The sequence below is a fragment of the Marinagarivorans sp. genome, assembly GCF_982758155.1.
Genome location: NZ_CEXWTU010000171.1, coordinates 1 through 11,006, shown reverse-complemented (window position 1 = coordinate 11,006; position 11,006 = coordinate 1). Strand labels below are relative to the sequence as shown.

The 11,006-nt window shown below is 47.2% G+C and carries 12 protein-coding genes; 4 read left to right on the top strand and 8 right to left on the bottom strand.

Translation table 11 applies throughout. The features are described 5' to 3' along the window. From dnaJ to grpE, 3 genes are all read right to left on the bottom strand, one after another. Positions 1 to 723: molecular chaperone DnaJ (gene dnaJ, locus AC3A8L_RS15685; RefSeq protein ID WP_487963213.1), on the bottom strand; the 723-nt coding region annotated here is incomplete at its 3' end. A 129-nt stretch (positions 724 to 852) separates the two neighbouring features. Continuing rightward, positions 853 to 2,775 carry a molecular chaperone DnaK gene (dnaK, locus tag AC3A8L_RS15680; protein ID WP_487963212.1) on the bottom strand — a complete coding sequence of 641 codons (1,923 nt, stop codon included), beginning with the start codon at positions 2,773 to 2,775 and terminating at the stop codon, positions 853 to 855. A 214-nt stretch (positions 2,776 to 2,989) separates the two neighbouring features. Beyond that, complete coding sequence (gene grpE / locus AC3A8L_RS15675; protein ID WP_487963214.1) at positions 2,990 to 3,568, bottom strand: nucleotide exchange factor GrpE; 579 nt, start codon at positions 3,566 to 3,568, stop codon at positions 2,990 to 2,992. A 203-nt stretch (positions 3,569 to 3,771) separates the two neighbouring features. On the opposite strand from grpE, the gene recN reads away from it, so the two are divergent. The 3 genes from recN to AC3A8L_RS15660 all read left to right on the top strand — a co-directional run bounded on the left by recN (position 3,772) and on the right by AC3A8L_RS15660 (position 6,859). Beyond that, positions 3,772 to 5,433 (top strand): DNA repair protein RecN, encoded by a 1,662-nt coding sequence (gene recN, locus AC3A8L_RS15670; protein ID WP_487963211.1) that lies wholly within the window; start codon positions 3,772 to 3,774, stop codon positions 5,431 to 5,433. Between the two features lie 31 nt (positions 5,434 to 5,464). Continuing rightward, a complete protein-coding gene (locus tag AC3A8L_RS15665; RefSeq protein ID WP_487963210.1) occupies positions 5,465 to 5,968 on the top strand; it encodes a shikimate kinase in 504 nt (167 codons plus the stop codon). A 90-nt stretch (positions 5,969 to 6,058) separates the two neighbouring features. Then, the gene (locus AC3A8L_RS15660; protein WP_487963209.1) at positions 6,059 to 6,859 is read left to right on the top strand and encodes a peptidylprolyl isomerase; all 801 of its coding nucleotides are present in this window, start codon (positions 6,059 to 6,061) and stop codon (positions 6,857 to 6,859) included. On the opposite strand, the gene AC3A8L_RS15655 is transcribed toward AC3A8L_RS15660, so the two are convergent. Beyond that, positions 6,856 to 7,743 (bottom strand): putative metalloprotease CJM1_0395 family protein, encoded by an 888-nt coding sequence (locus AC3A8L_RS15655; protein WP_487963208.1) that lies wholly within the window; start codon positions 7,741 to 7,743, stop codon positions 6,856 to 6,858. The two genes, AC3A8L_RS15660 and AC3A8L_RS15655, sit on opposite strands and share 4 nt — an antisense overlap. Positions 7,744 to 7,773: 30 nt before the next feature. Continuing rightward, positions 7,774 to 8,154 carry a hypothetical protein gene (locus tag AC3A8L_RS15650; protein WP_487963207.1) on the bottom strand — a complete coding sequence of 127 codons (381 nt, stop codon included), beginning with the start codon at positions 8,152 to 8,154 and terminating at the stop codon, positions 7,774 to 7,776. A gap of 343 nt (positions 8,155 to 8,497) precedes the next feature. Here AC3A8L_RS15650 and AC3A8L_RS15645 point away from each other — a divergent pair, with 343 nt between their 5' ends. Beyond that, a complete protein-coding gene (locus AC3A8L_RS15645; RefSeq protein ID WP_487963206.1) occupies positions 8,498 to 9,031 on the top strand; it encodes an SMI1/KNR4 family protein in 534 nt (177 codons plus the stop codon). Positions 9,032 to 9,048: 17 nt separating this feature from the next. Here AC3A8L_RS15645 and AC3A8L_RS15640 read toward each other — a convergent pair whose 3' ends face one another. The 3 genes from AC3A8L_RS15640 to cmk all read right to left on the bottom strand — a co-directional run. Then, positions 9,049 to 10,125 carry a hypothetical protein gene (locus tag AC3A8L_RS15640; RefSeq protein WP_487963205.1) on the bottom strand — a complete coding sequence of 359 codons (1,077 nt, stop codon included), beginning with the start codon at positions 10,123 to 10,125 and terminating at the stop codon, positions 9,049 to 9,051. 104 nt (positions 10,126 to 10,229) lie between these two features. Beyond that, positions 10,230 to 10,532, bottom strand: a complete 303-nt coding sequence (locus tag AC3A8L_RS15635) for a LapA family protein (RefSeq protein ID WP_487963204.1) — start codon at positions 10,530 to 10,532, stop codon at positions 10,230 to 10,232. Positions 10,533 to 10,572: 40 nt separating this feature from the next. Continuing rightward, the coding region (cmk, locus tag AC3A8L_RS15630) for a (d)CMP kinase (RefSeq protein ID WP_487963203.1) at positions 10,573 to 11,006 on the bottom strand (434 nt) is incomplete at its 5' end.

The window sequence follows — 11,006 nt, the reverse complement described above, 5'->3', positions numbered from 1 at the left end:
ACCATCAGTGCCTGCTTCACCTTCACCGGACAAACGAATGCGATCGCCCGTATCAACACCAGGTGGAACCTTAACGCTAAGAGTTTTGGTTTCTTCTACGCGACCCTGCCCCTGACAAGACCCACAAGGGCTGCCAATTTCCTTGCCCTTTCCGCGACATGTTGGACATGTTTGCTGAACCTGGAAGAAGCCTTGCTGCATTCGAACCTGGCCAACACCGCCACAAGTAGAACAGGTTTTAGGTTGTGTTCCAGGCTTGGCGCCGGATCCTGAGCAAGGCTTACAGTTAACCAATGTTGGCACTTTAATTTTTACGCTAGTGCCTTTAACAGCTTCTTCTAAGCCAAGGTCTAAGGTATAACGCAGGTCGGAGCCGCGAGCTGGGCCGCCACGACGACCGCCTCCGCCACCACCGCCAAAGATGTCACCAAAAACATCACCAAAAATATCACTAAAGTTACCATTACCGCCGCCGTGATGGCCGCCGCCGGCTGCACCATCAACGCCAGCGTGGCCATACTGATCGTAAGCGCCTCGCTTGCGAGAATCCGATAACACTTCATAAGCTTCACTGGCTTCTTTGAATTGTTCTTCGGCTTCAGCATTATCCGGGTTTCTATCCGGGTGACACTTCATAGCAATGCGGCGATACGCTTTTTTAAGCTCTTTCTCGTCGACGCTTTTTGCAACGCCCAGCACTTCGTAATAATCTCGCTTCGACATGTCTGACTATCTTGCCTACGGTTAAATATAAGGAAAGCAGGGCTATACCCTGCTTCTAAAATTCAAAGCGAAATAGCAATTGCTATCGCGCACTATGACGGAAAAATGCCCTGCAAGCAGGGCATTTATTTACTTCTCGTCTTTAACTTCTTCGAACTCAGCATCCACAACACCGTCGTCGGCATTATTTGCTTCAGCTTCACTAGCCGCGTCGCCAGCACCTGATGCCGCTTGCTGCTCAGAATAAAGTTTTTGCGCCAAAGTACCAGAAGCGTCAGTCAGCTTTTTAGTTGCCGCTTCCATTTTCTCTTTGTCGTCACCTTTAACCGCTACCTCAGCCTCGGCAATTGCTTCATTGATTGCTGTTTTTTCTTCTTCAGTCGCTTTATCGCCAGCTTCTTCAAGTGTTTTCTTGGTCGCGTGAATCAAACCTTCCAAAGTATTTCGGCTGGTCACAATCTCTTCGAACTTCAGGTCAGCCTCAGCATTGGCTTCAGCATCTTGAACCATCTTATCAATTTCTTCATCGCTCAATCCCGACGAAGCTTTAATAACGATCGATTGCTCTTTACCTGTCGCTTTGTCTTTCGCTGAAACATTCAAGATACCGTTAGCATCAATATCAAAAGTCACTTCGATTTGCGGCATGCCACGAGGTGCAGGCGGGATATCAGCTAAGTCAAAACGGCCCAAAGACTTGTTGCCAGATGCTTGCTTACGCTCGCCCTGAACAACATGAATAGTCACCGCAGTTTGGTTATCGTCTGCCGTTGAGAAAGTCTGTGACTTTTTGGTTGGGATGGTCGTATTTTTATCGATCAAAGGAGTAGCTACGCCACCCATCGTCTCAATACCCAAAGTTAAAGGGCTTACGTCCAACAACAATACGTCTTTTACATCACCAGAGAGTACGGCGCCTTGAATGGCCGCGCCCATTGCTACAGCTTCATCAGGGTTTACATCTTTACGCGGCTCTTTACCGAAGAATTCTGTAACGTACTTTTGAACCATAGGCATGCGCGTTTGGCCGCCGACCAAAATCACATCATCAATTTCACTGGCAGAAAGATCGGCATCGGCAAGCGCAGTTTTCAATGGCTCGAGTGAACGCTTTACAAGATCTTCAACTAACGACTCAAGTTTCGAGCGAGTTAACTTAACAACCAAATGCTTTGGTCCCGTTGCATCAGCTGTGATGTACGGCAAGTTAACTTCAGTTTGTTGGCTTGAAGATAACTCAATTTTTGCTTTTTCAGCCGCTTCTTTTAAACGTTGCAGTGCTAACGGGTCGTTATGTAAATCGATGCCATTACTGCTCTTAAATTCAGCAGCCAAAAATTCAATCAAACGCAAGTCGAAATCTTCACCACCTAAAAACGTATCGCCATTAGTCGCCAGAACTTCGAACTGGTGCTCGCCATCAACATCCGCAATTTCAATGATTGAGATATCAAATGTACCGCCACCCAAGTCATAAACAGCAATTGTACGATCACCTTCAGCTTTATCCATGCCATAAGCTAATGCCGCTGCCGTTGGCTCGTTGATAATACGCTTAACATCTAAGCCTGCAATTTTACCGGCATCTTTTGTTGCTTGGCGCTGTGAATCATTAAAGTACGCAGGAACAGTAATAACCGCTTCGGTTACTGCCTCGCCTAAATAGTCTTCGGCCGTTTTTTTCATCTTTTTCAAGACTTCAGCTGAAATCTGTGGTGGTGCCTTTTTATCGCCTTTGATCTCTACCCATGCATCACCATTGTCTGCACCGACAATTTTATACGGCACCATGGAGATATCTTTTTGAACAACAGTATCTTTAAACTTGCGACCAATCAAACGCTTAACCGCAAATAAAGTATTGTTAGGGTTAGTTACAGCTTGACGCTTTGCGCTTTGGCCAACCAACACTTCGCCATCTTCAGCGAAAGCGACAATGGATGGTGTCGTGCGATCACCCTCTGCATTCTCAATGACTTTTGGCTTGCCGCCCTCTAAAACAGAAACGCATGAGTTGGTTGTACCCAAGTCAATACCAATAATTTTACCCATAATATGCTCCTCTAGGCCTTCGCCTGATCTTACTTTTACCGCTGCTTACAGCGTTAAAAATTTAACTGTGTTTAAAAATTTATTTGAGGCATGCTAACTTAATCAGGATCAAGTGCATAAACCATCTACGCCACTGGCTTTTCCGAAACCGGCGCACCACTGCATGCATGCTATATTGGCGCTGTTGCTAATATTTCAACCGCAACTCATCGTTTTATTCTGCTTTACTGACGACAACCATCGCAGGGCGCACTAGGCGACCATTTAAGGTGTACCCGCGCTGGAAAACATTAATGACGGTGTTTGGTTCAACATTAGGGTCCGGCACCATCGACATCGCTTGATGTAACTGAGGGTCGAAAGGCTCGCCAGCAGGATCCACCGCTTCAACGTTATGGCGCTTCAAGCCATCGGCCATAGACTTTAGGGTAAGCTCAACACCCTCAATAATAGTTTCGAGACTACCCTGCTGATTACTGGCCGCCTCAAGGGCGCGCTCTAGATTATCGGCTACCGGTAACATGTCGCCTACAAACTTATCCAAGGCAAACTTGTGTGCTTTCTCTACATCCTGCTGTGCGCGACGGCGAGCATTTTGCATTTCTGCAGAAGCTCGCAGGACCTGCTCTTGGGCACCAGCAACTTCATTCTTTAAAGCTTCAATTTCAGCTTGCAGCGCAGCCACATCGATGGACTCTGGCGCCGCTGTATCAACAGAGCTCAACTCGACTTGATCGTCTTCTAGCGCTTCTGTTTCATTTGTTTGTGTTTGCGAAGGATCTTGGCTCACAATTGCATCTCCTAACCAGCCGTTTAAATTGTTTCAGTAATCGTAAGCTCGCCTAGGGCGAACTCAGACAAAAAGTACTTTTCAGTGGAAGAGTTAATGGGGGCAGGTAAAAGCGATTCAAGGGTTTAAGCGACAGATAACACGAACCCTTGGTAAAGCGAACAAAAGTACTGTATAAACAACCAATACATTTACGGAGAGCCGCCATGCTTAGCCACCTTGACGTACACAACTACACACTCGTTGATAGTCTCGATTTAGAGTTTCAGCCAGGCCTCACCACCTTAACAGGGGAAACTGGCGCTGGAAAATCGCTACTGCTTGATGCCATAGGGTTGGCCATTGGCAATAAAGCCCGCGGCGAAGCCATTCATGACTCCGCCGCAAACGCAGAAGTCTCCGCACTATTTGACCTTAGCGCGCAGCCCCATATTAAGAAATGGCTAGAGGAACAGGACATTGCCATTAACGGCGATGAATGCCTTCTTAAACGAATAATAACCCCTCAAGGGCGCTCTCGCTGCTCAATTAACGGCCATAGCGCCACCCTTTCACAACTCCAAGAACTTGGCCGTAAACTTGTTAACATTCACGGCCAACATGAACACCAAGCATTACTTACCCCGAACACACAACGGCGCTTACTGGACACTTTTGGCAGCTACCCTCACTTAACCAGTGCGACAGACAAGGCCTTTAAGCACTGGAGGCAAGCAGAACAAGCATTGGCATCCGCCCAAGAAATCGCAGACTCTCAGGGCGCTCAATACCAACTTTTAAAGTACCAAGTCGATGAGCTAACACTCCTAGAGCTTCAAGGTAATGAAGTTAAAACTTTAGAAGCTCAGCAAAAAAGACTATCCAATGCCGAAGAACTGAAAGAAACCTGTGCATCCATCATTCACTGTGGTCGCGATAGCGAGCAAAGCATACAAACACAGCTGCATTGGTGCACCACACAACTACAATCCCTCATCAAGCATGACGCATCATTTAATGATGCCTGTGAAATGCTCAAAACAGCGTTAATTAACGTTCAAGAAGCCATAGATAATGTGGACGGCACCGCACAGAGCTATAGCGAGGAAGAGTGCAGCCTTGCCAATATTGAAGAGCGTCTTTCAGCTATTTATACCGTTGCACGTAAACATAAAGTACAGCCCAGCACGCTGTACGAACACCACCAAGCATTGATCGCCGAACTGGAGGGACTCGCATGCAGTGACGAACATATTACGATACTGACAAAAGAGTCCTTACTAGCACTCCAGGCCTACACAGATAATGCCGACAAGCTCCATGGAGATAGAGTCAAAGCCTCAAAGCGCCTCTGCAAAGCCATCAACCAGCGCTTAAAAGCTTTGAATATGGAGCACGCGAGCTTTTTTATCGACTTCGAAGCCAATAATGCACCAAGCCAATATGGTAACCATAGCGTTAAGTTTCTCATCTCAACCATACCGGGTAAGCCAGCAGGCTCACTGCAAAAAGTGGCTTCAGGTGGCGAACTTTCACGTATAAGTTTAGCAATACAAGTGGTCACTGCAGCCATCCAGACCACACCCACATTAATTTTTGATGAAGTCGACGCCGGCATTGGTGGCACCACAGGCGATACTGTTGGCTCACTTTTACGCGAGCTAGGCAGTAAAGTACAAGTCTTATGCGTAACCCACCTCGCCCAAGTCGCCAGCAAGGCTCACAACCACTTAAACGTAAGAAAAACCAAACAGCGAGATACAATACGGTCAGAAATAACGGCGTTAAGCGGAGATGATATTATTGCCGAAATTTCGCGTATGGTTGGCGGGCCTATAGACTCAAATGAAGCCCTTGCTCACGCGCGCCAAATGATATCAACACATTAAAAAGCACCGACGGGGGGATATGGGCAGGAGCATGGCAAAAAATAACATTGTCTTGATAGGTATGGCTGGTGCCGGTAAAAGTACAGTAGGCCATATCCTCGCACAGCTGCTCGGTTATGGCTTTATCGACAGCGATGAACTAATCGAACAGGAACAAAAGAACTCACTACAGAGGCTACTGGATGAACAGGGTTATATTCGCCTTCGCGAAATGGAAGCACAAGCGCTACTAGCCATTGAAAGCTCTCGCAGTGTTATTGCCACAGGAGGAAGCGCTGTATATAGCAAAAATGCCCTTAACCATCTTGCAGAGCAAGCCTTAATCGTTTTTTTAGATGCACCCTTTGGCACGATAGAAGAACGTATTGGCGATTTTTCTCAGCGTGGCCTAGCAAAGCCAGAGGGGCAAACCCTCCAAGCACTTTTTGATGAGCGACGCCCGCTATATCAGCGTTACGCCAACCTCACAATATCAATAAGCAACGCATCACCAGCTGCTATAGCTACCCAAATAACGCAAGCTCTCAAATTATAATTTTCGTGAAAGCTGTGCACGTTCAAAATAACGAGCATGCTATTATCCGTTGCATATAACGCTTTCAAATGAATTACACGGATCTCTATAATGTTTAAATTTACATCCCTAGTCGCCTGCGCCTTAGGCTCCATGGCTTTAGCCGTTGATAGCTACGCAACAACAGTTCAGTTTCAAACCTCACACGGAAACTTCGAGGTTATTCTTTTTGACGAACAAACACCAAAGACCGTTGCAAATTTTTTACAGTACGTCGAAGAAGAAGCCTACGAAGACTCAGTGATACATCGATCGGTTCAAAATTTTGTGATTCAGGGAGGAGGCTTTAATCTTACAGAATCCGTAACGTTTAACCCCATCACAACCCATCCGCAAGTAGTCAATGAAGCGCACTACTCCAATATTCGAGCCACTATTTCAATGGCAAAACGTGGAGGGTCACCTAATAGCGCGACTAGCCAATGGTTTTTCAATCTCGGTAATAATAGCGCAAACCTCGATTATGCTAATGGTGGCTATACAGTTTTCGGGCAAGTCATTGGTGACGGCATGTCCGCTATCGATGCCATCGCAGCACTAAACATCGAGAACGTAGACGCTAAGACCGGCGGTACAGGCATCGGCACAAAAGTCCCCCTTCAAGACTACGAGAACACCCCGCAAAACAACCCATCAGGTGATAACTTTGTCACCATCTACAACGTTATTATTACTGATGCCACGGCTAACAATGCCGACAACCTAGATGAACAACCTCTTAAAATTGAACCGCGCACAACCGCCGCATTACCCGCCCCCAAAAAATCTGGCGGAGCTCTTAATGCCGCATTGATTGTCAAGCTCCTAGTTCTTATGGGCGAAGCCCGTGTATTGCGACGAAAAAGAGCCTAAATTGTTGCATTAAAAAGGGGCTGCGACGACAGCCCTATGTCTGTATTTACTTGCATATAAGTGCTGATCGCCCGACGGTCTACGTTTTGCTGGGTATCCAGCGCAAGATTAGCATCGGCATCCTCTTTCACTACCGACCCAGAAGCCGGCTCGTCAGTCCCTTCCACTTGATTTCTCGAAGCTAAAACCTCCTCCTCATCCGCTCTTATTTCGGTTTGAAGCTCCTGCCTTGCAGCAGCCTCCATGCGAATAGACTCCTGAGCAACCTGGCGATCCTGCGGCGACGGTTCAGCAGGGGCAAGCGCGGCACGCCGAATTATTTGAGCTTTTGCAATGGTTTGCTCTGGCGTTGCAGCAGCGCCCACATCAATCGCAACCTCGCCACCGACAGCATAACTCACCCCATCCGGTCCACGCTCAAATTGGTATTTTGGTGCTCCGGCGTATGCACCTCCAGCCGAGGCATGGGCTTGTTCGTGCATTCGCACTTCTCGATCTCGTGCTGCCAATTCACGAACCACCTCCTGCTTTTCAACTTCAGATTGCAGCTCCTCTTTACTCTTAAGCGCTTGCTTGGCTTGCCTTTCATCCGGAGACCCTATCGAATTATTCTCACGTTCAGAGGAATCGCCTGTGGAAGCATGTGATGTAAGTCTTCCATCGACGCCATAAAGCAGAGGTGCCTCAGCTGTATTCAAATGTGTATTTTTGTCACCATTTGACTGTAATTCTTGCGACTGAAAAGCCTGAACTTGAGTCATTGTTTCAGCCGAAGTAAGTGGCTGAAGGGACGAATTCGAAGATGTGACTGCGTCACGCACATGGCCAGCAGCAGACAAGTGTGACGACGCCAAAAATGGCGCAGTTGCAGTTGAAGATATCATCCTGATGCCCTCTCTTAAGTTAGCCTACACCTAACTGTAATCGTCGATTAGACTTCCAACAGCTTCAGCACCCACCTTTACAACACTGGCTGAGGCCGTGAATATTTGCTCTTGCTGGCGTAGCGCAACAATGTTTTCCGTTGCCGATCTACCGCCATCAGAGGCCGCCAAACGGTCATCATTAATAATTTGCGTTTGTTGCGATGCCGGAACTTCAGCAACAGGAGCTGCGTCGCTCCCCTGGCCTCTTTGCGCATCGAGTGGTGATTGGCTCGGCGGTGCCGATGTGGAGCTTGACGCCGAGTCACGGCGAAGATCAGTATTGGTTGAGGCAATATCTTGTGCATAGCGCTGCATTGATTGCTGGCTTTGCACCATACCTTGGTACCCTGCAGACATAACGGAGTTCATATATCCCCTCCAGTAAAATTAAGAGTTGCTACAAGATTAAGTCTACCCTCCCCTTGATTAAAAAACACTCACCACCCAGCACATTACCCCATATCTTTAAGATCAATTTATTGTAGAAAACCGACCTCGTAACAAATTGCGATATATATGCGAAGACGGGATCAAAAATACACGAAATAATGACAATAAATAGTCACTCAGTACGTAATCCTGTCTGACAAATTGAAGGCGTCAACTATCTGAATATTCTGGACAGCACACCAACTTCACCTAGAATATGCCTCAGATTGGACGCATCTTATTTTTAGCAAGCATGCAACCTTACTTAAATGACAGAGAGCTTATGCACTTCCAACAACTAACTGAACTGATGAGTAAGCTCGGAGTGGCCCAAAGTCATGACCTCGTAGGTGTACCCCTCGCAGAAATTAAAGTCATGGAAGCTTTTTTTGATTTGAGGTTTCCCGCCAACTATGTGCACTTTCTACATCGCTGCGGGCGCTCCGCAGGCCACCTGTCGGGCTGGGCAGCTATTTATTTTGACGACCTCAAAGAAATCGCTGAAGAATTTGAGTTTCACAAAACTATGATTAATAGCGAGCTGCTACTCCCCAGCAGCGGGCTACTTATAGCGCATTACAACCAAAGCTTCGATTACATGATTTGCGACGGCGCCACTGAGCCGACGATTTACCGCATCACGTTTGACGAAGGCAGTGCGCACTGCGAGCGATTTGCCAACAATCACAGTGAGTACCTAGAAGCAATGATCCGAAAAGCGGGAAAAGAAAAGGGACGAGTACAGCCGTTTTTTATCGATGAGTGCGGCAATATAATACGGGACGATCTAGCCTCTCATGCACCCACGGTAGAGTAAATGAACGCCGTAATAAACTAGTGCGTTGAGATAACAGTGCCCCAGCTCTTACAGCTGGGGCAGTGCCAATGATGCTCCTGACCGGAATAGCCACAGCTTTGACACTCATAGGATTGCGTCTGCTGCAATCGCTGCTCGACAATACCCAGCAAAGATTCCAGTGACAACTGCTGATACGTGGATACCGGTAAAATCCCCAGAACATCACTCAGTGATTCCAAATGCGCCCACTGCTCCAGCTCTTTTATCAAGAAAATAATGGCGTCAGATTCAGTCGTTTTTTCGGCCATTGCGCGCGCCATTTCCGGCAACAATAAAGCAGACGGCTGCTGCCGATAAAGCCCAGCCAAAAAAGCTTGTAGTGTTTCGGCTTTATGGGCCTTCGTATAAGCCTCAATCAGAAGAGGTAACACCTGTGCGTTATGTGCCGTGAAATTTAAAGGGACTTGCCTGAATAACTCAAAAGCTTGCTGACGATGCCCTTGAGCAAGTGCTAGTTGCCCTTTCAGAATAAGTGTTCGGGCTAAATCAACATCCAGTACTTGAGCCTTATTCAGCGCCTCTTGAGCATCGCCGTAGTAATTTCTAGAGAGCGACTGCTCAGCGATTTCGCAATAGAACTGCGCCTGTAAACGGCGCCAATAGTCGCCAGCATCAGTTTGAGACAATGCATCAGCAGCCACAACAGCTTGCAACCATTCCCCTTCGCTCTGGTAAACCTCAACCAGGCGCGTTAAGGCTTTAGTTGCAATGCCCGCTTCATCAACGTGACTTAATTCGCTATATAACGCTTCAGCTCGATCAAACAATCCCGCTTTTAAATAGTCTTCGGCTAGCGCTAGACGAGCCTGTAAATCCTGATCTTTAGTTAAGCCAGGCCGAGATAAGACATTTTGATGAATTCGAATCGCACGATCTACCTCCCCCCGCTTACGCAACATAGCCCCTAACGCCATATGGGTTTCTAGGGTATCTTCATTAACATCCAGCGTTGCCGTTAAGGCATCGATGGCTGCGTCGGGCTGCTCAGTAATCAAGTAGTTCAAGCTTTCGCGGTAACGATCCAAGCTAACACGTGAAGCTTTCGCGCCCATCTTACCCTTTAGATTCAATGGCCTTTTTGCCAAAAGATAACCAATCGCTAAAGCACTAAGGAAGAGCAGGAAAATGAGAAGAGAGTTAGTTTCCATAGTTAAAGCTACGTCTTTGCGATTGCATTAAGCGAAGCCTGGCTTCGATTAAGCTGCTTTTCGAGACGCTTAAGCTTAATTCGCAGAACAAAAACCCAGGGTAACAATATTAATAACGACAACACCATCCCGCCACTGAGCAGCGCAAAAGCTAAGGTAGATACAGCAATCTCCGACATCGTCCAATGCATAAAGGAGACGCTCACCACATCGGTATTGTCGAGATAAAATTTGGTAACGAACAGTGCGAGAAACAGCCACCACACCAACATCAATAACCGCACAGCCCACACGTAAATTGTTTTTACCATTTCACAAACACCCTTTTGTAATTTGCGGACTGCACTTAGTTTATGACGGCAAGCCCGCTTTATTTATAACAGACATTGCTTGTTCAAAAACTTGATCAATGGACATTTCTGTCGAATCTAGCAATATTGCATCGGCTGCCGGCACTAATGGCGAGCTAGCCCTTTCGCGGTCACGTTTATCTCGCGCCTCAATATCAAACAATATTTTCGCTTTATCGGCTTTCTCACCCAATTTTTCCAACTGCAAAACTCGACGTATTGCTCGCTCTTGCGCACTTGCAGTAAGAAAAAACTTAACGGGTGCAGAAGGAAAAACAACGGTTCCCATGTCTCTTCCGTCAGCGACTAGACCTCCGGTAGCGGCAAAAGCTCGCTGACGCAGCAAAAGCGCATCACGCACGGGTTGCAATGCCGCTACCTGAGAAGCCGCCATACCGACATGCTCCTGTCGAATCTCAGCAGTAACATCATCGC